Genomic DNA, 23,838 nt, shown 5'->3' on the forward strand with positions numbered 1-23,838 from the left:
ATTATCCCTCTTTTGTAATAGATTCTAACGCTGATTTTTCTATGATAACAGCATTAAATACAGATACTAAATAAGCATTTACTTCAGTTACATCAACTACATAGCAATTTGCTAAATTTCTGTAAGCTAAAAGTGTTTTTTCATCTAGTAAATCTTTAACGATTAAAGCATCTTTGACGCCAAGTTTTTTAATCACAGCGTTTGCATCTTTTGTTTTACCACTTTCAATAGCCAAAGAATCAGCAGTAAATAACGCTCCCTTAGCTGCTTTATCTGCTAAAGCTCTTTCAAGCGCCAATCTTTTTTGTTTTTTATTTACTTTTTGGAAGTAGTTTCTTTCATTTGTTGGACCAAAAGCAACCGCACCGCCTACCCAAACGTTAGTTCTTGTTGAACCCGCTCTAGCACCGCCACGACCTTTTTGTCTCCAAGGTTTTTTACCACCACCACTTACATCACTTCTACCTTTAGTATGAGCTGTATTTGCTCTTAAACTTGCAAGGTAAGATTTTACATATAAGTAAAGATTGTGTGGATTTACTTCCGCATATTTTGAAGGTAAATCAAGTTCACCTGCTTTTTCTAATTTATCATTTAAAACAACTACTTTACTCATTTTGCAATCCTTATTTTACCCATAGCACCATTATAACCTGGTACTGCACCTTTAACTACTAAAATTTTGTTTTCAGCATCATAAGATACAACTTCGTTTTTAACGGTCACTTTAGTATTTCCATAGTGTCCTGCCATTTTCATACCTGGTTGAACACGACCTGGCCATTCTCTATTGCCAATAGATCCGTGGCGTCTGTGAAATCTAGAACCGTGACTTGCTGGACCCCCTGCGAAGTTATGTCTTTTCATAACACCGCTATAACCTCTACCTTTAGTGTTAAAGCTTACTTTTAAAATTTTTGCTTCATTTAATGGAGTTTCATCTAAATCTCCTGCTTCAGTATTTGCTACTTCTAAAGTCGCAAATCTATTGTATTCTGCAGAAAGATTATACTTTTTTTGTTGTCCTGCGACACATTTATTACTTGCTTTACCTTTTGGATATGCTACTAAAGCCTTTCCGCCTTCAACTTCACATACTTTTGCATTTACAACTCTTAGTAAAGTTACAGCGATACTTGGATTAGTAATTGTTCTGCTCATTCCGATTTTTTCTACAATATATTCCATATCTTATCCTTACTTACCCATAGCTCTTACTTCAACGCTTACTTCTGGCGCTAAATCAAGCTTAGTTAAAGAATCAACTGTATCTGGAGTCGCTGCTACTATATCTAGCATACGTGCGTGAATTCTTATTTCAAACTGCTCACGAGAATCTTTGTTAATGTGTGGAGATTTTAAAACTGTATAGCGTTTGATTTTAGTAGGCATTGGTATCGGACCTCTGATATCCGCACCTGTTCTTTTAACAGCTTCTACGATTGCTGCAACTGTTCTGTCTAGTACTCGATGGTCATAAGCTTTTAGCTTAAGCCTAATTCTTTCCATAATATTTCCTTTAAAAAGAACTCGTTAGTTAAAAACTAACCAATTTATAAAAATTGAAATGAGAGTATATAAAATCTTGTTTTCAAAGTCAAGGAATTTGATGAAATTTTTCTATTATTTTCCTTTTAAAAAGGATAAAAATAGAATTTTTAGAATTTAAAAATTATCATTATTTTTTAAATTTTTGCATATAATGGTCAATATCTTATTTCATTAAATTTCAAAAAATCTCTTAATTTTTCATATTCTCCATTTTCCAAATAGCGATGTTTTCCCACCTTTAACATACCAAGATCTAAAGCCCCAAAAGCAACACGCTTAAGATCCATGACTTCAAGATCAAAATGTCCAAAAAAGCGTCTAAGCTCTCTATTTTTACCTTCATTTATAACCACTCTAAGCTTAGTATAACCTCCACTTGATCCAAAAATTTCAAAGTCTATAAAAGGAGCAAAACTCATAGAGGTGATTTTGGTTTTTGCGTGTGCGCCTTTTTTTTCATTTTTAATCTCAAGCCCATTTTGCATGGCTTCGATGACTTGTTTGCTCACCGTACCTTTAACTTTAAGGTAGTATTCTCTTTCTAAATCGCTATGCATTAAAGCATCAGCAATCACAGGAGAATCTGTAAGCAAAAGCAAGCCCTCGCTTGCATAATCCAGCCTACCTACGCTAAGCCAAGTACTAAATTGTCTTGGCAAGGTATCGTATATAGTTTTTCTTCCACGATCGTCTTTTTTACTGACAATTTCACCTTTTTGTTTATGGTAGATTATCACGCTAAATTGCGTTCTTTTTTGCACTCTTTTGCCCTTAACAAAGACTTTATCATCAAATTTAACTTCATCGCTTAAAAGGGCAATTTTGTTGTTTATTTTTACTAAGCCTTGTTTGATAAGTTCATCAGCTTCACGGCGTGAATAACGAGTGTTATGGGATATAAATTTATTAATTCTCATTTGATCTTCCTTAAAAGGGCGTTTTTGCCCTTTTTTACATTACAAAAATAGTTGGAACTATGGTTGGGTATTTTTTAATCTTTCTAAAGATATGTTTTCTTAAGACTTGGCGGATTTGATTTTCTAAAAATCTTGGATCATTGAGTACTTCATCTTTAACATTGATGAAAAATTGTCCTAAAACTTCAGCCATATCTTTGCTAAAAGCATGATCGTGTTTGTCAGCTACTAACCCATAGCTAAATACTCTTGGTTTATTGATCAGTGTTTTTGTGGCTTTGTCAATTTGTGCGATAATAACCACTATGCCACTATCTGCAAGTTTTTGGCGATCTATAACTACATCATCGGCGATTTGTTTGTTGATTTGATTATCTACAAAAACTTTACCTGTTTTTACGGTTTTTATGCGTTTGACATATTTTTGGCAAAGTTCTACTTGATCGCCATCACTCATAAGATAAATATTTCTTTCAGGGATACCGCACTTCATCGCTGTTTCTTTGTGTTTAGTGATGTGATTGTATTCTCCATGAACCGGTAAGAAAAATTTAGGTTTGGTAAGGGTTAGCATAAGTTTTTGCTCTTCTATACTAGCGTGTCCGCTTACATGAATTTCACTAAATTCTTGATACGCTACTTTAGCTCCTGCTTTTAAAAGATAGTCAAGCACCGCAGAAACACTTGCTTCATTTCCTGGTATGGCTTTAGCTGAAATAATCACTTGATCTGTAGGTTTGATTTTTATAAATTTATGCTCATCAGTTGCCATTCTATAAAGCGCACTCATGGTTTCGCCTTGACTTCCTGTAGTTACGATAAGCACTTCATTGTCTTTATATTTGCTTACTTCATCAGCATCGATGAAAATTTTTCTATCAAGTTTGATGTAGCCTAATTCCATAGTGGTATAAAGATTTCTTTCCATAGAACGACCGATCACACAAACTTTTCTGCCGTATTTTAAACCATAAGTGATAGCCTGATAAACACGGTGGATATTAGAACTAAAAGTACTCATGATCACCCTGCCTTTGGTACGTGCAAAAATTTGATCAAAAGTTGGCCCTACAGAGCTTTCACTTTTTGTATAACCTTCTTTGTACGAATTTGTACTATCGCTTAAAAGACATAAAACCCCTTCTTCTCCATAATGTGCCAAACGTCCTAAGTCTGTTGGATAGCCATCGATTGGGGTTTGATCAATTTTAAAATCACCTGTGTGGATAATAGTTCCTGCTTTTGTTTTGATCGCAAGTGCTGAAGCATCAATGATAGAATGTGTGATATGAATCCACTCTATATCAAATTCGCCTATCTCATAAACACGGCGTTTTTCTACAGGGCGAAACCATTTGCGTTCTGCTTTTAAGCCATGTTCTTCAAATTTGTTTGAAATCATTCCTAAAGCCAAAGGTGTAGCGTAGATAGGAAATTGGAATTCTTTAAAGAAATAAGGCACTGCACCGATATGATCTTCGTGTGCATGAGTGATCACTATACCACGAATTTTATCTTTAATTTTTCTTACATAGTCAAAATCAGGGATGATAATATCTACCCCATGCATAGTTCCATCAGGAAAACTCATACCTATATCTACTATAATTGCGTCTTTATTGGTTTCAAAAACACTGATATTTCCACCAATTTCTCCTAAACCTCCTAAAGGAGTGATGCGGATTTTATGCTCGCTAGAATTATTATATTTTAAAGGGTGTAAGCGGTTTTCATGTGAAACACGGTTAGCTTCTATACATTCTGCAAGAGCGATTTGCCAATCTTCATTACCTGTGAGTTTTGAAGGAAGATTGCGATTTTTCTTCTTTTTTTTCTCAGTTTTATTTTCTGAGTTTTCAGAATTTTCCTTGTTGGAATTTTGATCAATTTTTGGAGTATCATTTTCATTTTGCAAAGAATCAGCTAATTTTTTTCTACGATTTTTATATTTATAGCGTTTATTGTTTTTTGAATTTGAGTTCGGATTTTGTTTGTTTTTATTTATCTCTTTGTTTTCGTCCATATTTATCCTTTAATTTGTCATAAATTTTAAGGTATGAATCAACGCAAATTTCATGTGGTCTGATGTTTTCTTTTAAGCCAAGGGTGCTTAAAACTTCTAAAACTTTTGCTTTATATGTTTTTAAATTTCCTAAGAGTTGTTTTCTAGGAGCTTTAAAACAGTCTTTTAGAAAATTTTTGAAATTTTCTATTTCGCAAAGTTCATTAAAATCCTTAGTTTTAATCAAACTCATTACCGCTGATATAACTTTTGGCGGCGGATTAAAACATTGTGGATCAACATCAAAAAGTATTTTTCTTTCGCAAATCATTGCACTTAAAACACCTAAGGAAGAAAACTCACTATTTCCTTCTTTAGCGCAGAATTTTTCAGCCATTTCTTTTTGCACCATTACAATAAGCCCTAGACAATTTTTATCTTCTAAAGCTTTTAATATAATGTGACTTGCAACATAATAAGGCAAATTTGCAACCAAAAAATATGGTTTTTCATCAAGACTAGGATTAAAAGCTTCGCTTGCGTCTTGATGGATCAAGTTAAATTTTCCACATTCAAGTTCTTTTTGAAATTTCTTTTTTAAAATAGGTATAAGATCATTATCGATTTCATAAGCTTTTACTTGAGAAATTTTTAAAAGTTCTTGCGTTAAATCACCTAAGCCAGGCCCAATCTCAATGATATTGTTCATCTCTTTGGGTATGGCTTGGATGATTTTTGCTAATACGCTTTTATCGATTAAAAAATTTTGTCCGTATTGTTTTTTTGCTTTAACCATAAGAAATAATTTTATCTAAAAATTCTTAATTAAGTCTTTTTAGGTAGAATTATTTTTGTAAAATTTCATAAGGATCAAAATGATTGTTTGTGCGGGTGGAAATGAAAATTTTTCTTTTGCAAAAGCTATAGGTATAGGTTTGGTTGAATCAGCTTTTCATTTGGGTCAACTTTGCTTCAAAGAAAAACCATCAAAACTTATATTTATAGGAACTTGTGGGCTTTATGATAAAGGAGAAATTTTAGAAATTTATAGAAGTTCATATGCTTTTAATGTAGAATTTTCTAAAATTTCACACGCTTTTTATACTCCTACAAAATATGAAATTTGTTTAGAAAAAGAAAATGTTTCTCGTGAAACAATCAAGATCAATTCTTCAAATTATATTTGTCAAAATTCAAAAGCAGCAAAAGAATTTTCGAAATTAGGTTTTTTTGCAGAAAATATGGAAGCCTTTTCTGTTTTGAGCGTAGCTAAAAATTTAAATATTGATGCAGAGTGTATTTTGTGTGCAACAAATTTTTGCAATGAAAATGCTCACGAAGATTTTATAAAAAATCATCAAAAGGCAAAAGAAAAATTAGAAGAATACTTAAAAAAATATCATTATATTTAAAAATTCAAAAAGGAAAATAATTTTGAAAGAGCTTGTTAATATTTTAGATTTTTTACCTGAAGAATTAGGAGAAAAAATCAAACCGATGTTTCGCGTGAAACAAATTTATCAATGGATTTATCAAAAATACGCCAATAATTTTTCTGATATGTCAAGTTTACCAAAAGATCTACGTTTAGAACTTGCGCAAAATTTTCATTTCTCTCCTGTAAAATGTGTTAAAAATGAGCAAAGTAAAGATGGAAGTATAAAATATCTTTTTGAACTTATCGATGGTTTAAGGGTAGAAAGCGTGCTTTTACCTATGAAAAAAGAAAAAATAAACACAGAAGGCAAAAGAATTTCTCATGCGAGATACACTATCTGTGTTTCTTCTCAAGTGGGTTGTAAAAGTGGCTGTAGTTTTTGTCTTACCGCTAAAGGTGGCTTGAAAAGAAATTTAAGCACAGGAGAGATAGTTGGACAAATTTTATGGATCAAAAAACAAAACAATATCCCTTACGAACGCCGTGTAAATATAGTATATATGGGTATGGGCGAGCCTTTGGATAATCTTAAAAATGTTTCTAAAGCGGTAAAAATTTTAGCACAAAATGATGGGCTTGCCATAAGTCCTCGCCGTCAAACCATCAGTACTAGCGGTTTGGCAAAACAAATCAAAGAATTAGGTCAAATGAATTTAGGTGTTTTACTTGCTATATCATTGCATGCAGTTAATGATGAGCTTCGAACCGAACTTATGCCTATCAATAAAGCTTATAATATCGCTGCGATTATGGATGCGGTGCGTGAATTTCCTATAGATCAAAGAAAAAGGGTAATGTTTGAATATCTTTTAATTGATGGTATCAATGATAAGCTTGAACACGCTAAAGAATTAGTCAAGCTTTTAAATGGCATTAAAGCTAAAGTGAATTTAATACTCTTTAATCCGCATGAAGGAAGCTTATATAAACGCCCTAGTTTAGAAAACGCGATTAAATTTCAAGATTTACTCAGCAATAAAGGTGTAACTTGTACTATAAGAGAAAGTAAAGGGCTTGATATCTCAGCTGCTTGTGGACAGCTTAAAGAAAGGGCAAAAGAACAATGACAATGCTAGATATTTTTGAAATCGTTTTTATAACAGCTGTTGTGATTATAGGTTTTGGTGGAATTGTTTTTGTAGTAACAAAAGAAAAAAAATAATTATTACATTTAATGGTGTCAAGGGGGAGACTTGAACTCCCGACCTCCGGCTTATGAGACCAGCGCTCTAACCAGCTGAGCTACCCTGACTAAAAATAAAAATATAATTATACTACTTTTTACTAAAAATTTTCTGATTTTTTAAAAAAATAATTTTATTTTCAATATTTAAAAAATTTCTTTATTTTTAAAGCTTTTATAGATATAATGAACGCTTTATTTCATAGACAGGTGTCCGAGCGGTTGAAGGAGCACGCCTGGAACGCGTGTAAAGTGCAAGCTTTCGAGGGTTCGAATCCCTTCCTGTCTGCCATTCTTATTTTTAATATTTAAAATATTATTGTTTTGTCAAAAGTTATTTTATTGTTTATAAATTCTTAAATTTTTGATAAAATATTAAAAATTTTATTTATTAGGTTTTTTATAATGCTACAATCAAGACTTTTAATGAATTTAAAAGGAATAGGAATATCTTTTATACCAAGATATTTTTCAAATAAATTTAGATAAAATTTTTAATGATATTTTAAAATACAATATTAAAGACTTAGAAGAAATACAAACTCGAGTTAAATATTATAATCAAATAAATGAATTTTTTACACCTACAGCAAAGGAAAAAATAGGAAAATTTCCTTTTAAAAGCACCTCTTATGCTTTTGATGCTTATGAAATCAGTAAATACTTTAAAGATGAATTTTTATGGAATAAAGAATTTGGCGATGTAAGACATACTTTTAAAGAAGCAACTATTTGCAAATCGAGATCTTTGGAAAATAATATAAATAATATTTTATTAAAACTTGATAAAAATAGGCACTTTTGCTTTTTAAAAGATAACATAAACTATGAAAATAAAAAGGATATAGCGATATTTAGAGGAGCAGTATATCAAAAACATCGAAAAGAATTTTTTGATTCTTATTTTGGTAGAACTTTTTGCGATATAGGAGATACTTCAAAACAACCTAGCCAATGGAAAAAAAACTTTTTAAACAAAAAAGAACAAATGAAATATAAATTTATAATTTCTTTAGAGGGTAACGATGTAGCAAGCAACTTAAAATGGGCTATGAATTCTAATTCTTTAGTTTTAGCTCCAAAAATAACTTGCGAAACTTGGTTTATGGAAGGAACTTTAAAACAAAATTATCACTTTGCTTTGATTGATAATGAGAATTTGTCAGCAGTAATTGAATATTTTAAAAGTCGCCCAAAAGATGCATTGGAAATTATTAATAATGCTCATCAATATATTAAGAAATTTTTAAGAATTCCATATAGGAATTTTGGTTTTGACCAAATATTTTTATTACTCTAGACAACTTGAACTTAACAAAAAAAGAGATATTTTAGAATTAATCAAATAGTAAATTACTCTCATTAATTCTCTAATTTTTCATAAAAAATAAATCTTTTTATACATATATTACATCATAAATTAAAAATTTGATTTTAGTTTTCAGCCAAAAACAAGTAATATTGCGATAAAATCTCAGACTTATAAAGGGGCATTAGCTCAGCTGGGAGAGCACAACGCTGGCAGCGTTGGGGTCAGCGGTTCGAACCCGCTATGCTCCACCATATGGTTCCGTAGCTCAGCTGGTAGAGCACTACCTTGACATGGTAGTGGCCGTTGGTTCAAGTCCAATCGGAGCCACCATCACCCTTCCTTATACAAAGGATTATCATGCAAAACACTATCATACAAAAAGCCATCCATAAAGATTTAAATTCTATACTTGAAATCACAAAAGATGCTTTAAATGCTATGAAAACTATGAATTTTCACCAATGGGATGAGAATTATCCCAATGAAATAGTTTTTCAAGAAGATATACAAGCACAAGAACTTTATGTGTTTAAAGAAAATGATGAAATTTTAGGCTTTATCTGTATCAATGAAAAATTTGAACCTGAATTTTACAAACAAGTTATTTTTAACAAAAATTATGATGATAAAGCCTTTTATCTACACCGTTTAGCCGTCAAACAAAATGCAAAAGGCAAAGGCGTGGCACAAAAACTTTTAAATTTTTGCGAAAATTTTGCCTTGGAAAATCACAAGGCAAGTTTAAGAGCAGATACTCATAGTAAAAATTTTCCTATGAATTCGCTTTTTAAAAAGCTTGATTTTAATTTTTGTGGAAACTTTGACATACCTAATTACCAAGATCCTTTTTTAGCTTATGAAAAAATTCTAAACCAAAAAGCTTTTTGAGTTTTTTTCATAGGCTTTGATTTGTGCTTCATGTTTTAAAGTTAAAGCTATATTATCAAGTCCTTCCAAAAGACAAATTCTGTGAAAATCATCTAAATCAAAAGAAAAAATCTTATCTTTAAAAAATACTCTTTTTTCCAACAAAGAAATTTCTATATTTTTATCTTGGGATTTTTTTAACTCATCAACTATTCCCAAAACCTCATCTTTAGCAAGTTCTATGGTAAGCAAACCATTTCCTAAGGCATTGTTTTTAAAAATATCCGCAAAAGAAGGTGCGATAATAGCTCTAATACCATAATCAACCAAAGCCCAAGGCGCATGCTCTCTTGAAGAGCCACTACCAAAATTTTCAAAACTTACCAAAATAGAGCTATTTTGATATTCTTTTTTATTGAGATTAAAATCCATATTTAAAACACTTTCTTTATCATCTAAATAACGCAAATCATGGAACAAATGCTTGCCAAAACCTTGCTTAGACACTGCAAGTAAAAATTGTTTAGGTATAATTTGATCTGTGTCTATGTTGGCATATTCTAAAGGACAAGCTATACCTTTATGTATAATAAATTTTTGCATATTAAACTCCTAAATACTTTCTATTATCACAAATAACACCTTCTATGGCACAAGCTGCCGCACTTGCAGGACTCATCAAATGAGTGATAGAACCTTTACCTTGTCTGCCTACAAAGTTACGATTTGAAGTTGAAGCAACTCTTTGACCTGAATTTGCTTTGTCATCATTCATACCAAGACACATAGAACACCCTGCATATCTCCACTCACACCCTGCCTCGATAAAAATCTTATCAAGTCCTAAATTTTCAGCTTCTTTTCTTACTTGCATTGAACCAGGCACGATTAAAGCTTTAACATTTTTATGAATTTTGCGCCCTTTTAAGATATCAGCAGCTATTTTAAGATCTTCTAAACGCCCATTTGTGCAAGATCCTATAAATACAATGTCGATTTTTACCCCTTCTATAACTTGATCTTGCTCTAAATTTACATAATATAAAGCATCAAGCAAAGATTTTTGCTCGCTTTGATTTTTAAAATCACTTATTTTTGGAATTTTTTCATCTATGCCAATCACTTGCGAAGGATTTGTTCCATAGCTAATTTGTGGTTTTATCTTGCTTACATCTAGAGTAATACTCGCATCATATTTTGCTCCTTCATCACTTCTTAAACTCTTCCAATACTCACAATACTTTTGAAATTCTTCTCCTTTAGGTGCAAATTCCTTTCCCTTAATATACTCAAAAGTGATCTCATCAGGAGCTATCATACCTACTTTCGCTCCAAATTCTATAGCCATATTACAAAGAGTCATTCTAGCTTCCATACTTAGATTTCTTATAAGTTCTCCGCAAAATTCTATAGCATAGCCTGTGCCTTTTGCCGTGCCGTATTGTGCGATCAAATATAAAATCAAATCCTTAGCATAAACGCCTTTTTGAAACTGCCCTTTACATTCGATTTTCATAGTTTTAAGTTTGGCTTGTTTTAAAGTTTGCGTTGCCATGACATGCTCTACTTCACTCGTGCCTATACCAAAGGCTAAAGCTCCAAAAGCCCCATGTGTTGCCGTATGAGAATCCCCACAAACTAAAGTAACCCCAGGTAAAGTAAAGCCAAGCTCAGGACTTACTATATGAACTATGCCTTGATTTTTATCTCCAAGTCCTAAAAGCCTTACTCCAAATTCCTTAGTATTTTGCATCAAAGTTGTAATTTGCTCTTTTGCCATATCAGAACAAGCATTTAAATCCACACTTTTAGTTGAAACATCATGATCTATAGTAGCCAAAGTTAAATCCGCTCTTGCCATTCTACGCTTAGCCATTTTAAGCCCTGAAAATGCTTGAGGGCTTGTTACTTCATGGATTAAATGTCTATCGATATAAAGTATAGGAAGTTCGTTTTTGCCTTCATAAACCACATGAGCATCAAAGACTTTCTCATATAAAGTTTTAGCCATTATTATTCTCCTTTAAAATTTCTAAAATACAATCCCCCATTTCATCGGTATTTAAATACGACTTAGCATTTAAATCCTTAGTCATTTTTCCTTGTGCCAATGCTAAAGATATAGCATTTTCTATATCCTGTGCGGCTTGTTCTTCTTTGAAACTATACTTTAACATCAAAGCCGCACTTAAAATTTGAGCTATGGGATTGGCTATATTTAAATGAGCTATATCAGGCGCACTTCCACCTGCTGGCTCATAAAGTCCAAAACCTTTATCGTTTAAACTTGCTGAACTTAACAAACCCAAAGATCCATTAATGGCAGCTAACTCATCACTCAAAATATCACCAAAAAGATTTGAACAAAGCATAACATCAAAAATGCTAGGATTTTTTACAATCTGCATCGCAGCATTATCCACATACATATACTCTAAGCTTATATCTTTATAATCTTTTGCAACATTTGCCACCACTTCTCGCCACAAAATAGAACTTGCTAAAACATTCGCCTTGTCGATTAAATGCACTTTTTTCTTTCTTATTCTTGCACTTTCAAAAGCGATATGAGTTATCCTTTCTATCTCTTTTTTAGTGTAAATTTCAGTATCATACGCACTTTCTTTGCCTAAATCTTGCTTGCCAAAATAAATCCCACCTGTAAGCTCTCTAACACATAAAATATCCACTCCTTTTTGGATAATCTCATTTTTTAAAGGTGAAGCATGAGTTAAACTTTCATAAATTTTACAAGGACGCAAATTTGCAAACAAATTAAAATGCTTTCTTAAAGGCAAAAGCGAGGCTCTTTCAGGTCTTTGATCTATGGGCAAATTATCCCATTTAGGCCCACCCACAGAACCAAATAAAATCGCATCACTTTGCTCACAAAGCTTTAAAGTTTCATCACTTAAAGCCACTCCATAAGCATCTATACTTGCACCGCCTATTTTAGCTTCATTAAATTCAAAACTAAAATTGTATTTTTGTGAGATAAAAGTTAAAATTTTTAAAGCTTCTTTCATCACCAAAGGCCCTATGCCATCTCCTGCTAAGACAGCTACTTTATAAGTTTTCATGCCATTTTCCTTTCTTCTACTTTTAAAGAGCGATAAATCGCATTGTAAGCACTCACAAAAGCTTGTGCTGAAGCTTCTATAACATCTGTTGAAAGTCCTTTTCCATGGAATTTTCTCCCTTTAAATTCCAAATCCACATCCACTTGCCCTTGAGCATCTACTCCTGAACTTTTTGCATTGATACTATAAGCTTTTAACACAGGCTTTAAATTTGTTATCCTAGCAATGCAGTTAAAAACTGCTTCAACAGGACCATTTCCTGTGCAAGCTTCAGTTTTTAGCTCTTCTTTGATACGCATACAAACACAAGCGGTTGGGATATTTCCACTGATCACACTTAATTTTTCAAGTATAAATTCATTTTCTTCTTCATTTTCATAGCTTAAAAACATCAAAGCTTCTAAATCATAATCATATACTTGACCCTTTTTATCCGCAAGGCGTAAAAAACGCTCATAAACATCATCTAAATTATAAGTATTTTCATCATAGCCTAAATTTTCAAGGCAAGTTTTTATCATAGCCCTTCCACTTCTTGCTGTCATTAACATACGATTTTCATGAATTCCTATGGCACTAGGGCTTATGATCTCGTAAGTTTGCCTATTTTTAAGCACTCCATCTTGATGAATGCCTGAACTATGAGAAAACGCATTGCTACCCACTATAGCTTTATGCGAAGGTATGCTTTCATTAGTGATAGCTGAAACCAATTTTGAAGTTTTAGAGATATTTTCACATTTAATATCAGTATAAAAACCTTTTAAATAATCTTTCCTAGTTTTTATCGCCATAACCACTTCTTCTAAAGCACAATTGCCCGCCCTTTCGCCAAGTCCATTTATAGTGCACTCTATCTGTCTTGCACCTTGTAAAATAGCACTTAAGCTATTGCCCGTTGCCATACCTAAGTCATTGTGACAATGCACAGAAATGATAGCTTTGTCTATATTTGGCACTTTGTTAAATAAAATTTTGATGATATTAGCAAATTCACTTGGCAAGGTATAGCCTACGGTATCTGGGATATTTATAGTTTTAGCGCCTGCTTTTATCGCATTTTCCACCATAAAACAAAGATTATCTATAGGAGTTCTTCCTGCATCTTCGCATGAAAATTCTACATCATCAGTATAAGATCTTGCTCTTATAATCGCTCTTTTTGCCATAGACAAAATTTCATCAAAATCTTTTTTTAATTTATCTTGTATATGCAAAGTTGAAGTGGCTATAAAAGTATGAATTCTAAAATGCTTTGCCACTTTTAAAGCTTCATAAGCCATATCTATATCTTTATCCAATGCTCTAGAAAGTGCACAAATAGTTGAGTTTTTAACCTTAGAAGCGATCTTTTGCACCGCTTTAAAATCCCCTTGTGAAGATACCGGAAAACCTGCTTCTATAACATCTACGCCTAAATTTTCAAGCGCTAATGCAATTTGTAATTTTTGATTGATACCCAAAGAACTGCCTAAAGCTTGTTCTCCATCTCGCAAAGTGGTATCAAAGATTATGATTTTATTATCTTTCATGATTTAATCCTTTAAAACCAAACAGACTGAATGAATTAAAAATTCAAAAACTTAACAACAACAATAAAAAATTAAAAATGTAAAAAATGATTAAAAATAAAATTGAGTTTTAGAGTGAAAGTTGCAGTAGCAGATTAAAAGTATTGTCTTTACTTTTTTGTTGGACTGAATTTGAAATTTCAAAAATTTGTTTCATCTTTTCCTCCTTTGTTAAAATTAATACTTAATGTATCATATTTTTAGTAAATGTGTTTGTAAAATTCTTAAATTAAGAAAATTATTGATATAATTGTAATTTTAAGTAACAAAAAGGAAGTTGATGTTAAAAGAACTCTTAGAGATTAAAAAAGAAATGGAACCTGTTATCCACGAAGCCAACGTGAAATTAAATGTCCTAGCTCGTGAAGTCATAGTCCGAAAAAAAGAATACGAAATTTATGGGCCTATGGTAGATCGTGTTTATCTTGATAATGCCATTTATGTTAAAGTTATGTCAAGTGGACGCGATGTAAAAACAGACAATGTGACTATAAAAAATGGTTTTTATATGGTTTTTGTTGCCCCTGAAAAAGAAAGTACAAAAGATATCAAAAATAAACTCAAAGTAGCTTATGAAGGACTTGATAACAAATTTATCGCTACACTTATACGATCTTGCCAACGCTTTAAAGAGATCATAAACAAAACCCAAGCTACACTTGCTAAAGCTTCTAAAATGAATGTGGTAGTAAAAACGAATTTAGGTGAAGCAAGTGCTGCTCTAAAATTTAACATCACTATAGAATATACTAAAGAGAATCAAAAACTCACTCGTGAAAATTCAAAATCAGCAGGAAGTTTCAGAGATACTAAAACTTATATCAATCTTGTAGTAGAAAAAAATACAGATTCTCAAATTTGTGAAAAACTACTTGATGATGTTGAAAAATACTTTATCGGTGGAGGTTGATCACTCACCGATAAATTTTACCCCCATAATCTTACGCAACTTATCCATCAAAGACATCACTTTTAAAATCTCATCATGTTTCATTGCGTCGCATTCTATCTTGCCTTGCTCTAAGGCCTCAAAACAAGCTTTAAATTCATACTCAAAACCATTGATTTGATTTGGCACAGCTAAGCTTTTGATACATTTTCTATTTTGATTATAAAGCTCTATAAGAGTAGGGTTGTTGATATTATCCACGCTTATATAACCTTTTGTCCCATTGATAGTTCCTTTGCGATCATTTATCATAGCCACACTCGAATTTAAAAAAGTAAAAGTTCCTTTACTAAACTCTAAAATCACCCCATTACTCTCATCTACACCGCTAGGCATTTTTTTACAAGTTGCCATTATATTTTTAATCTCATCTTGTATAAAACTAAGGGCAAAATTTAAAGTATAAACTCCCACATCAAGCAAAGCCCCACCCCAAGCTCTAAGCTTTGTATGCGGTATATATCCTTAACATTATAAGCTAGATTTGCTTCTATACTTACTAACTCTCCTATAAAACTTGCTCTACCAAATGCCTTCAGCCAAAAGCAAATTTTTAGCTCTTGCTAATTCTATAAGCTCTTTAGCCTCTTTGGAATTTAGTGTAAAAGACTTTTCACAAAGCACATTTTTAGCATTTTGAAGGCAAAGTTTTATGTGAGAGTAATGCAAAGAATGCGGGGTAAACAAGATCAATATTTTCATCTTTTACAAGCTCTTCATAATTTGTATAAAATTTAGAAAAACCATAAGCACTAGCAAATTCCTTAGCATTACTTAAAGATCCTACAGCATAAGGAGTAAAACCGGCTTGTTTTAGCATAGGTGCGACTTTAGAAGCTATGGCTCCTGCACCTAAAAAAGCGACATTTCTTCTCATTTATTTCCTTAAAATTTTTCTAAAATATGTAAATATTCTATAGTTTTATTTTGTTGACAAATACGCTTAGAATCTGCTTTAAAACGCTGATAAATTTGGCTTTTAAAATCATATTTTCCATATTTTTCAAAGATTTGTCTAATTTGCTCTAAAGAAAGCAAACCTTCATCGTTATAACTTAAAAAAATGAATTTAAAATCAGCATTTTTAATTAAATCTTCTAAAGCATCAAAAACCAAATTTTTCTTACACCAAGCAGATTTTTCATAGGCTCTTAAGCCCGTTTTTCCTTGTGGGATAAAATCATCATACATTGCAATGGAATTAAGCACATGATAATTTGCTCCATATTCTCTAGAATTGTAAGGCGGATCAAGATAAAGAATATCACCTTTGATTTTTTTGATTAAATCATTTGCATTTTCATTAAAAACCAAGTGTTTTGTATGGGTGCATTCAAATTCTGCAGGCAATAATATAAGTTCTTTTTGTGCTGATGGTTTAAGATGTTTTAAAAAAGCCCCATAAACAGATGCTGTATTGGCTACTTTATCAGCACTTTCCAACAAAGAGGCTAACAAAAAATAACATTCTTTTTCGTTAATAAAATTATCGTATTTCCACTCTGATATTTTAATACGCATACTATCAATTTTCATTGCATTAAAATCGCTAAAATACTGCCTATTTTCGCCACCACCTAAAGAATAATGTTTATATATTTTTCCTTTTATAGGATTAATTTTTGCAATATTATTTAATTCCTTAATTAATTCTTTGCTACGCTTTATTTTTACAGTGTTTTCTATATAATTCTTAGCTAAAACAAAACTATAAAATTCTTTATCATTAGAAATCACTTTTTCAACTTTATTTTTAAATTTTTTCCCAACAGCTGAAGTTCCAGCAAATAAATCTATAAAAGTACATTGTTCTAAATTAATATCGCTTTTTGCTAAAATATCATTAATACTCTCAAATAAAAAATCTAAAAGTTTTACTTTAGAGCCAATATAGTTCATTAAAATATTCTTTCAAATTGAATTTGATTTTCAGATATAAAAAACTCTATATAAATCAAAGGTAAAGTATTATTATTAATACTAAATTTCTGCACTTCTTCATAAAAAATTTTATAATTTGTAGAATTTTTATTAGTTTTTCTACATATAATTACCGGTAATATAGAGGATTGATGATTAGGGACATAATATTGATTTAGCCAATTAATATATCTTTGCATTTGCAGTATTATTTCAGGATAAACTTCACAAGATTTTAATTCTACGGGAATAACTTTTTTGTATATAAGTCCATTTATATTTATAGAGCTAGAAGCCATTATATCAATACTTTGCATACCAACTCCACAACCTACTTCATTACCCAACCATTCTATATGCTCATTTGATAAAAGTCCAAAAAAATGTGTTTTATAAAATTCTTGTAAAATATAAACCTGTAGATGCATTTCAAATTGTTTACCATCATAATATTTTTGAAATAATCTAGGCAATATATTAATTTTTTCCATTCTGCCACTATAATTCAAACTAAAATTAGTATTTATTATTTTCTGTAAATATACATCAAAACTATATCTATTATAAGATAAATTAACAAAATTATTTTTTTTTCTTATTAAATTTATTAATCTATCACTTTCATACATAGTAATCATAGTATTTCCACGATTACCTTTTAATTTTCTATAAATTAAACTCCATAGCATCTGATTTGGTGAAATAATATCTTTAATTTCATCTAAAGCTTCCCATTCTGTAATACCTTCTGCATAAACTTCACAAGGTTCAATAAAACAACGAAAAGTTAAAGATTTTTTCAACTCATCTTTTAAAAATTGTTTATCATCATTATTATTATCTAAAAACACCAATGAACTAATCTTAAAAAAACCATAAAATTTTCCTTCATAAATACCATTCTCGCAATTTTGCTGTAAATAAAAAATTACTAAATCACCAATTTGCACTCTTGAAAAATCTGCAATTAAACATAAAATGGAATTTTCACTTGTTGGATGCAAAGATGTATTGTAGTTATTATTAAAGTCCACATAATAGTCTTTATTTCCAGTGCCAACAAACCCATATTCTAAATGATATTTAAAAGTATTAACATCTACTATAAAAACATGAGTTGTCATATTATTTCAACTTTCTATGAATAGTATTTTTATCACATTTATTGCAAAATTTTATCTGACAAAACCTATTAGGATTATTTGGATCACTTTCAAACTCATATCCGTCTTTTCTTAAATCTCTAATAATAGCAGCAGATTGAGAAGATAATTTTCCAAAATCACAAATAGAACAATGCCATTCTTTATCTTTTACAATATCCAATATTTTTTCTTTATTATTCATATTTTATCCTTAAATTCATTTCATATTAAATTTATTTAATATAAACTCTTCTACTTCTTTGGAAATTCTTTTAATACTTTCTTTTCTATAAGCGACAGGATCATATTGATAACAACCGATACAGCCTAATTCTTTGGTATAATTTTCATCTCCTTTATAAAAATTATAAGGATTTCCTAAAATATTTCTAGCATCCCATCTTATATTTGTTTCTTTACATCTTTTACAAATTTGTCTTTTAATATCATTAGCGGCTTTACATAAAGGTTGAAAATCTTCTAATTTTTGCAAGTTAATATTAGATACTCTTAAATCTTGTTTTCTTCCATCTTTATGGTCGATTTCTATTTTCGTATTTTCAGATTTTCCATTAATTCCAAGCATAACACAATTTTTATTTTTATAAAAATCTTTAATATCTTTCCTTATATTTTGATTAAATTGCGTTTGTGTATTAAAACCTGCGAGTCTTATTCTATCAATAGAATTTCCATTGCTCTTGGTCTTATCAAATTCTATCTTATATTTTTTTGCTAAAGCACTACTAGTACGACACCAACTTCCACCATTTCCAAGTTGTAAATTTTTGTATTTATTAACAAATTCTTTTACATCTACCCAACGAGAAAAACCGTTTTCATTCGGCAAAGCAATTTCTAAAAATAACTCCATTTTAGTTACTTTCATTTTTGAATCCTTCAAATTTTATCCTATCAACAGAATTTCCTTTTGTTATATTCGTATCTTTTGTTATTATATATGTTTTACTTAAATAACTGGTCTTTCTAGTAGATGGAAATCCATTTATCTGCTTTATTAATTTGTTCTCTAGCTATCCACTTGGAACAACCATTTTCATTTAAATTTGCTAATTTCAACAATTTTTTTCATCTTCTGTCATTAAAACTCCTTTTTAAATACAAAAATATACTCATGCTTAAAAATATAATAATCACTCCTTAATGCTCTATATCTCCATATAGCATTAATACCTAGTTTTCCACGATTTCCTTCTATATTTTTAATAACAATTCCCTTTAGTTTAACTTTAAAATTTTGTTTTATTAAATTCATAAGCTCAAAACCCAAAGGGACAATTTCGCTATTTCTATATAAATCTGCTATCACTAAAGCAAAATAACGATTTTTTTCTAAGTATTTTAACAAATTTTGACAAGTAAGTAAAATTTTATCTTTAAATTCTTTCAAATCTGAAATTTGACTTAAATCCTCTTTTTTCTCACTAAATTTAACTATATCCATATAAGGTGGATGTAAAATAATAAACTGAGATTTTTTGCTTTCAAGTTTATTCAAAGCATTTTCTAACAACTCATCAACTTTTTTTATATCAGTATTATCACAATTTCCTAAAAAATAGCGCTTATTATCAAAATTTATCCCGAAGTTGTCTAATACAAATTCCAAAATGCTCTCATTAATATCAAATCCTATGCATTTTCTATTTAATTTTTCACATTCATAAAGCGTTGTTCCGCTTCCTAAAAAAGGATCTATAATTAAATCATCTTTTTTTGTATAACGACGGATGAGCTGATTAGGAATTTGTGGTATAAAATTACCATGATAAATATTTCTATGCTTTCCACTTTTATCACGACTAGCAATAAGCCATAAAGAATCTGTATTTATATCACAACTTTTCCAGTTGTTCAAATCAAGATCGTTAAATTTCACTTTGGCACTACCATATCGCTACGACATTCTATCACCGTATGCACATTTCCACGCGGGTTAAAATCCCCCACAACTTTAATCCATTTTGGTTTTAATTTATCTTTTAAAGTATTATAAATTTCATTGATACTTGCTTCATGTGAAACATTTCTATACATAAAAGTATTGATATAAAGTTTTATAGCCTTAAGCTCAACCACAAATTTATCAGGCATATACTCAAGATAAATCGTCGCAAAGTCAGGATAACCCGAACGCGGACAACAACACATAAATTCAGGCAAAGTGATTTTAATGATATAGTCATTTTTCGCATCATTTGGCCAAATTTCCATATTTTCTACATCAAATTCTTTGATTTCCTTTTCACCATAACGCATAAATTTCCTTAAATTTAAATTCGAGCAAAAATTATAACAAAATAAGTTTTTAAAACGATTATGATACAGATAAGAAAATGCAATTTTATTGCAACTCACCCCTAGCAAGAGTGAGTTAGCAATAAATTGAAGGCAGTTCAAGCCTAAGCCTAGTATTACAAGACTACCAAGATAGGCTTGTAAAGCAAGGCTTGCTCCCTTAAAGGGAGCAAAAAACAATATTTTATAGAATACTAAGCTTAAATTATTGTTTAAGCTGGATTAGAGTTTGGAGCATTTGATCACTCGTTGAAATGGTTTTTGAGTTTGCTTGATAACCTCTTTGAATGATAATAAGCTCTGTTAAAGAACGACTTAAATCCACATTTGACATTTCAAGAGCTGAGGTTTTCATCTCACCACGACCTCCTGTTCCTGCTTCACCTACTACGATATTACCACTATTTGCAGTGACTTTAAAAAGATTTCCACCAATTTCCTCAAGACCTGAGTTATTTGCCACTGAAGCCATTGCGATTTTTGCTACAGCAAAGGTTTTGCCATTAGTAAATTCACCTAAGATATTACCTTTATCATCCACACGGATAGCATCAGGTTTTAAGTTACCTGAAGTATAACCATCAGTTGCCTGTCCTGTTAGAGTTGAAGCAGAATTTGAGCTTACAAGGCCGTCATTGCTTCCACTTGTTCCAAAGGAAAGTTTGATTTGTTGATTTGGTGCGGCACCATTGTTTGGTGAGAAATTTATCGTTCTTGGTGTATAACTAGCTAAAGAGCCGTCATTGTTAAATCTAGCTGTTCCTACGATGATATTGTTTGGTCCTTCGCCTGTAGTGTTAATCTCTGCAGGTTCAGGTACACGGATGATCATTTGCCATTCATTACCCCCATCTTGAGTGGTGCTTTGCTTAACAAACTGCACTTCTAAAGTGTGTTTTGAACCTAAAGAATCATAAATTTCAAGCCCCGCCGAAAAAGCAGAAAGCTTAAGTTGTTCGCTTTCTTTGATCTGATTTCCTATAACCAAAGGACCATCGAAAGCTTTAAAAATAGCAGTGAAAGCATCATTAGTACTTACAGTTCCTTGTTTGTTACTATAAGCTGTTATATTAAAACTCATATTTTTTGGATCTGTTGTAGTGGCATTTCCTACACCATTAATAGCATTTGGTGGAACAGTTGATTGTTCATTAGCATTGGAAATAGCAAAATGTCCATCTGCCGTTACTACTACTTTTATATTTTGATTAATATCAGCTGCAGCAAAAGTTCCACTTCCATCATAATCAACCCCATATCTAGCATCCCTTTGTAAAAGTTCTCTTAAATCTTCTGTGGTTCTAAAAGTTCTTACATTAGTATTTAAAAGTCCACCATTAACAGCATCCCAATAAGCTGCTGAACCTGGTTCAGTTGGTCTTGTAGTTGCATTAGCACCAGGCTGGAATGCTGGTCCACCGTCAGGATTATACATAGGACCTATATCCACAGGGTTTGAACTATAAATATATTTATGTGCTGTTATTATTTGTGCATTTAGTCCACCAGTAAGCTGAACATTCGTAGCTGCTTGAGGAGGTTGTGGTGTAAATGTAATATTTGTAGCTGTCCACAAAGAAGAACCATTTTTATTAATAGTCGGTGTTCCAGCCTGTCCATTACCATTATTATTAAATGTAAATGTTTGATTGTTGTTATTCCATACAGCATTCCAAAGCTCACCTGCTGTATTGGTATTGGCAACCACAAGATTGATATTTTTCATATTATCTGTTGTGCCATCAGCATTATCATTGACAAAATCAATTCCACTACCATCCTTATTTTTAACCGCTTTTACACCTGTTCCATCCCTTGTATCCGTTGGTGCAGTAAAGGTATTGATATAAGCAATAGCATCATCAATACTTTGAATATCAGCATTTTGAATTCTAACCCCATTTAAAGTTATATCTAAATTCACTTTTTGATTAGCTGTTCCCCAAAAAGCAGCAGTTTGATTTTGCTGTAAATTTGGATCAAAAGCATTTACTCCTACTTTATTGGTAGAATATGTTGCATCTGCATAAGATACCCAAATTCCTTGTCCATCTCTAAGATTAAGTCCTTGTCCTTTCGCGTTAAAAAGTGATCCCGCATCCACACCCTTTTCTGTCACTTCTACAGAATTCTTAGAAGTCGTATAAAACTGAGTAGTTCCTGTATCATTTTCATCTTCTGCTCTTTGGGTTTTAGTATTCCATCCATGAACAGAATCAAGTGCATAAAGATTTCTACTTGAAGTTCCTATATTTAAACCACTATTTAAATTCGCTTTGATAGCAACTTCAGTAGATTTTGCTGCAGGGATATGCATACCTGGATCGATAAAAATATTTTGTGGAGTTCTTGAACTATCTATAGTTTGATCATCCCAGTTGATATTCCACCCTTGGACAACAAAACCTGCATTATTAACAAAATTTCCATAAGCATCTAGTTTAAAATCCCCGCTCCTTGTAAGATAGTTTGTAAGACCACCATCATCGCTTACCATAAAAAAACCATCGCCATTTATAGCAACGTCAGTGTTTTTATCTGTGGTTTGAACTGAACCTTGAGAATGAATTCTAGTTGTAGAACTTACTGAAACGCCAAGACCGATTTGAAGTGGATTAGATCCGCCTCTTCCATCAGTTGGAGCTGTAGCGATTTTCACAGTTTGGCTAAACATAGTCCCAAAATCTGCACGAGAATATTTAAAACCAGTGGTATTAACATTTGAAATGTTATTACCTTCAACATCCATCGCAACTTGATGTGCTTGTAGTCCGCTTACGCCAGACCAAAGTGATCTCATCATCTTAAATCCTTTATAAAATATTGCTTTAAAAAATTTAACGCTTTGGCTTTAAAAAACTTTTGCGTTTATGTGAAGTTTACAAGCAAGTTCTGTTCCAACTTTTGAAATTTTTTATGAATTTTTTAAAAATTTATAGAAAAAATTTAAAGGTATTTTGGGAGTTTATGAAGCTTTGGGCTTTTGTGTAATGAAAATTACCAAAATCACACCCTAACTCTTAAATTTGCCGCATGGGTTAAAGCCACTGCGATAGCATCTGTGATATCCAAAGGCTTGATATCTTTACTAAGTCCTAAAAGCCTTTTTACCATAAAAGCAACTTGTTCTTTAGTTGCTTTGGCTTTTCCTGTAACGGCTTTTTTTACTTGTAAGGGAGTGTATTCTGCAAAGTCTCCATGAATTTGAAGAATTTTTAAAGATAGGGCTCCGCGAAATTGTGCGAGTTTTAAAACGGTTTTTGGATTGTAAGCAAAAAAGATATCTTCTATAGCCACCTCATCAAAAGAATGATTTTTAAAAATCAAGTCCAAACCCTCGCAAAGCTCTGTGATTTGATACTGTAAGGTACTTGGCTTTATCTTTATAAGTCCTGCTTCTATGAGAATGTTTTTTCCTTTGTTGGCTTCTATGATAGCATAACCGCAATTTCTTGAACCTGGATCTATACCTAAAATTTTCAAATTCATACCTTTTGAAAAATAAAATACAAAAGCGGATTTTAACCTTTTTTTATGAAATTTAAGATAAAATTTATACATTATGCAAAATTTAAAGAGAGATT

At 31.4% G+C, this 23,838-nt stretch carries 26 protein-coding genes, 4 tRNA genes and 1 pseudogene; 9 read left to right on the plus strand and 22 right to left on the minus strand.

Annotated features, from left to right (window positions below; genetic code table 11):
* Position 1: 1 nt before the first annotated feature.
* The 6 genes from rplD to rsmA all read right to left on the minus strand — a co-directional run bounded on the left by rplD (position 2) and on the right by rsmA (position 5,266).
* Positions 2–616, minus strand: coding sequence for a 50S ribosomal protein L4 (gene rplD / locus AT682_RS08945; protein ID WP_002791636.1), 615 nt, complete (start codon positions 614–616; stop codon positions 2–4).
* Entirely contained in the window at positions 613–1,188 is a 576-nt protein-coding gene (rplC, locus tag AT682_RS08950; RefSeq protein WP_002779987.1) for a 50S ribosomal protein L3, read from the minus strand. Before rplC ends, rplD begins: the two co-directional genes overlap by 4 nt.
* Before the next feature lie 9 nt (positions 1,189–1,197).
* Positions 1,198–1,509, minus strand: coding sequence for a 30S ribosomal protein S10 (gene rpsJ, locus AT682_RS08955; protein ID WP_002779353.1), 312 nt, complete (start codon positions 1,507–1,509; stop codon positions 1,198–1,200).
* A 197-nt stretch (positions 1,510–1,706) separates the two neighbouring features.
* Positions 1,707–2,468: a pseudouridine synthase gene (locus tag AT682_RS08960; RefSeq protein WP_002873252.1), complete on the minus strand. Its 762-nt coding sequence runs from the start codon at positions 2,466–2,468 to the stop codon at positions 1,707–1,709.
* Between the two features lie 34 nt (positions 2,469–2,502).
* A complete protein-coding gene (locus tag AT682_RS08965) occupies positions 2,503–4,497 on the minus strand; it encodes a ribonuclease J (protein WP_079263846.1) in 1,995 nt (664 codons plus the stop codon).
* Positions 4,466–5,266 carry a 16S rRNA (adenine(1518)-N(6)/adenine(1519)-N(6))-dimethyltransferase RsmA gene (gene rsmA / locus AT682_RS08970; RefSeq protein ID WP_002882245.1) on the minus strand — a complete coding sequence of 267 codons (801 nt, stop codon included), beginning with the start codon at positions 5,264–5,266 and terminating at the stop codon, positions 4,466–4,468. Before rsmA ends, AT682_RS08965 begins: the two co-directional genes overlap by 32 nt.
* Positions 5,267–5,345: 79 nt before the next feature.
* On the opposite strand from rsmA, the gene AT682_RS08975 reads away from it, so the two are divergent.
* The 3 genes from AT682_RS08975 to AT682_RS08985 are packed head-to-tail and all read left to right on the plus strand — an operon-like array spanning position 5,346 to position 7,070.
* Positions 5,346–5,882 carry a phosphorylase family protein gene (locus AT682_RS08975; RefSeq protein WP_002882246.1) on the plus strand — a complete coding sequence of 179 codons (537 nt, stop codon included), beginning with the start codon at positions 5,346–5,348 and terminating at the stop codon, positions 5,880–5,882.
* A gap of 22 nt (positions 5,883–5,904) precedes the next feature.
* Positions 5,905–6,975: a dual-specificity RNA methyltransferase RlmN gene (rlmN, locus tag AT682_RS08980; protein WP_002869297.1), complete on the plus strand. Its 1,071-nt coding sequence runs from the start codon at positions 5,905–5,907 to the stop codon at positions 6,973–6,975.
* A complete protein-coding gene (locus tag AT682_RS08985) occupies positions 6,972–7,070 on the plus strand; it encodes a hypothetical protein (RefSeq protein ID WP_002869298.1) in 99 nt (32 codons plus the stop codon). Before rlmN ends, AT682_RS08985 begins: the two co-directional genes overlap by 4 nt.
* Positions 7,071–7,083: 13 nt before the next feature.
* Here AT682_RS08985 and AT682_RS08990 read toward each other — a convergent pair.
* A tRNA-Met gene (locus tag AT682_RS08990) sits at positions 7,084–7,160 on the minus strand.
* Between the two features lie 135 nt (positions 7,161–7,295).
* On the opposite strand from AT682_RS08990, the gene AT682_RS08995 reads away from it, so the two are divergent.
* From AT682_RS08995 to AT682_RS09015, 5 genes are all read left to right on the plus strand, one after another.
* Positions 7,296–7,383, plus strand: a tRNA-Ser gene (locus tag AT682_RS08995).
* Positions 7,384–7,839: 456 nt separating this feature from the next.
* The gene (locus AT682_RS09975) at positions 7,840–8,391 is read left to right on the plus strand and encodes a glycosyl transferase family 90 (protein WP_002882247.1); all 552 of its coding nucleotides are present in this window, start codon (positions 7,840–7,842) and stop codon (positions 8,389–8,391) included.
* 187 nt (positions 8,392–8,578) lie between these two features.
* Positions 8,579–8,654 (plus strand) — tRNA-Ala (locus AT682_RS09005).
* A 3-nt stretch (positions 8,655–8,657) separates the two neighbouring features.
* Positions 8,658–8,733 (plus strand) — tRNA-Val (locus AT682_RS09010).
* Between the two features lie 27 nt (positions 8,734–8,760).
* Positions 8,761–9,291 (plus strand): GNAT family N-acetyltransferase, encoded by a 531-nt coding sequence (locus AT682_RS09015; RefSeq protein WP_009883153.1) that lies wholly within the window; start codon positions 8,761–8,763, stop codon positions 9,289–9,291.
* Here the strand turns inward: AT682_RS09015 and leuD are convergent.
* The 4 genes from leuD to leuA are packed head-to-tail and all read right to left on the minus strand — an operon-like array spanning position 9,271 to position 13,882.
* Positions 9,271–9,873, minus strand: coding sequence for a 3-isopropylmalate dehydratase small subunit (leuD, locus tag AT682_RS09020; protein ID WP_002868998.1), 603 nt, complete (start codon positions 9,871–9,873; stop codon positions 9,271–9,273). The two genes, AT682_RS09015 and leuD, sit on opposite strands and share 21 nt — an antisense overlap.
* A gap of 1 nt (position 9,874) precedes the next feature.
* Complete coding sequence (gene leuC / locus AT682_RS09025; protein ID WP_079263869.1) at positions 9,875–11,287, minus strand: 3-isopropylmalate dehydratase large subunit; 1,413 nt, start codon at positions 11,285–11,287, stop codon at positions 9,875–9,877.
* A complete protein-coding gene (gene leuB / locus AT682_RS09030; protein ID WP_002882655.1) occupies positions 11,274–12,350 on the minus strand; it encodes a 3-isopropylmalate dehydrogenase in 1,077 nt (358 codons plus the stop codon). Before leuB ends, leuC begins: the two co-directional genes overlap by 14 nt.
* Positions 12,347–13,882, minus strand: coding sequence for a 2-isopropylmalate synthase (leuA, locus tag AT682_RS09035; RefSeq protein ID WP_002870447.1), 1,536 nt, complete (start codon positions 13,880–13,882; stop codon positions 12,347–12,349). The genes leuB and leuA overlap by 4 nt, the downstream gene beginning before the upstream one ends.
* A gap of 319 nt (positions 13,883–14,201) precedes the next feature.
* Here leuA and AT682_RS09040 point away from each other — a divergent pair, with 319 nt between their 5' ends.
* Positions 14,202–14,831, plus strand: coding sequence for a hypothetical protein (locus tag AT682_RS09040; RefSeq protein ID WP_002853105.1), 630 nt, complete (start codon positions 14,202–14,204; stop codon positions 14,829–14,831).
* On the opposite strand, the gene AT682_RS09045 is transcribed toward AT682_RS09040, so the two are convergent.
* The 11 genes and pseudogenes from AT682_RS09045 to ruvC form a co-directional block, all read right to left on the minus strand.
* Positions 14,832–15,284: a Gfo/Idh/MocA family protein gene (locus AT682_RS09045; protein WP_376797767.1), complete on the minus strand. Its 453-nt coding sequence runs from the start codon at positions 15,282–15,284 to the stop codon at positions 14,832–14,834. It lies immediately after the preceding gene.
* Between the two features lie 108 nt (positions 15,285–15,392).
* Positions 15,393–15,747: pseudogene (locus AT682_RS09050) on the minus strand (Gfo/Idh/MocA family protein).
* 8 nt (positions 15,748–15,755) lie between these two features.
* On the minus strand, positions 15,756–16,769 hold the full coding sequence (locus AT682_RS09055; protein WP_002857838.1) for a DNA adenine methylase: 1,014 nt from the start codon (positions 16,767–16,769) through the stop codon (positions 15,756–15,758).
* On the minus strand, positions 16,769–17,914 hold the full coding sequence (locus AT682_RS09060) for a PDDEXK nuclease domain-containing protein (RefSeq protein WP_002882657.1): 1,146 nt from the start codon (positions 17,912–17,914) through the stop codon (positions 16,769–16,771). Before AT682_RS09060 ends, AT682_RS09055 begins: the two co-directional genes overlap by 1 nt.
* 1 nt (position 17,915) lies before the next feature.
* Positions 17,916–18,137, minus strand: a complete 222-nt coding sequence (locus AT682_RS09065) for a hypothetical protein (protein ID WP_002882658.1) — start codon at positions 18,135–18,137, stop codon at positions 17,916–17,918.
* A 15-nt stretch (positions 18,138–18,152) separates the two neighbouring features.
* Positions 18,153–18,824, minus strand: coding sequence for an NlaIII/IceA1 family type II restriction endonuclease (locus AT682_RS09070; RefSeq protein ID WP_002882659.1), 672 nt, complete (start codon positions 18,822–18,824; stop codon positions 18,153–18,155).
* Positions 18,811–18,954, minus strand: a complete 144-nt coding sequence (locus AT682_RS10085) for an NlaIII/IceA1 family type II restriction endonuclease (RefSeq protein ID WP_107706383.1) — start codon at positions 18,952–18,954, stop codon at positions 18,811–18,813. The genes AT682_RS09070 and AT682_RS10085 overlap by 14 nt, the downstream gene beginning before the upstream one ends.
* Before the next feature lie 83 nt (positions 18,955–19,037).
* Positions 19,038–19,835 carry a DNA methyltransferase gene (locus tag AT682_RS09075; RefSeq protein ID WP_002857659.1) on the minus strand — a complete coding sequence of 266 codons (798 nt, stop codon included), beginning with the start codon at positions 19,833–19,835 and terminating at the stop codon, positions 19,038–19,040.
* On the minus strand, positions 19,832–20,215 hold the full coding sequence (queF, locus tag AT682_RS09080) for a preQ(1) synthase (protein WP_002834281.1): 384 nt from the start codon (positions 20,213–20,215) through the stop codon (positions 19,832–19,834). Before queF ends, AT682_RS09075 begins: the two co-directional genes overlap by 4 nt.
* Positions 20,216–20,459: 244 nt before the next feature.
* Positions 20,460–23,057: a flagellar hook protein FlgE gene (flgE, locus tag AT682_RS09090; protein ID WP_002882660.1), complete on the minus strand. Its 2,598-nt coding sequence runs from the start codon at positions 23,055–23,057 to the stop codon at positions 20,460–20,462.
* A 203-nt stretch (positions 23,058–23,260) separates the two neighbouring features.
* Positions 23,261–23,743 (minus strand): crossover junction endodeoxyribonuclease RuvC, encoded by a 483-nt coding sequence (gene ruvC, locus AT682_RS09095; RefSeq protein ID WP_011050020.1) that lies wholly within the window; start codon positions 23,741–23,743, stop codon positions 23,261–23,263.
* Positions 23,744–23,838: the final 95 nt, after the last annotated feature.

Origin of the sequence: Campylobacter jejuni, assembly GCF_001457695.1 — a bacterium.
In the GTDB taxonomy this organism is placed as follows: Bacteria; Campylobacterota; Campylobacteria; order Campylobacterales; family Campylobacteraceae; genus Campylobacter_D; species Campylobacter_D jejuni.